The organism is Pseudomonas sp. IT-P258 (assembly GCF_949767825.1).
Classification (GTDB): Bacteria; Pseudomonadota; Gammaproteobacteria; order Pseudomonadales; family Pseudomonadaceae; genus Aquipseudomonas; species Aquipseudomonas monachiensis.
This window is the reverse complement of sequence record NZ_CATKPU010000105.1, coordinates 1-244: the sequence shown is the minus strand read 5'-3', so window position 1 is coordinate 244 and position 244 is coordinate 1. Positions and strand designations below refer to the sequence as shown.

1 protein-coding gene is annotated in these 244 nt (G+C 62.3%); it reads left to right on the top strand.

Translation table 11 applies throughout. The features are described 5' to 3' along the window. A partial coding sequence (locus ACM6G4_RS27455; RefSeq protein ID WP_414915024.1) for an immunoglobulin-like domain-containing protein occupies positions 1-244 on the top strand: 244 nt, incomplete at both ends.

The window sequence follows — 244 nt, the reverse complement described above, 5'->3', positions numbered from 1 at the left end:
GAACCTCGCGCCGACCTTCACCGTCAAGGTCGACCAGAAACTCGATCACGACCTCAAGGTCACTTTGAGCAATGGCGACACCGTCACCATTGAAGCGGGCAAGCTGTCGGCCATCTACACCGCGCCGGTGCAGGGCGACGACGTCTACAACGACCCGAGTAACCTGAGCCTGACCGTCGGCTCGGCCAGCGTCGACGGCCAGACCTTCGAAAATCTGGTGATCGACGGCACCGCGGCCAACGTG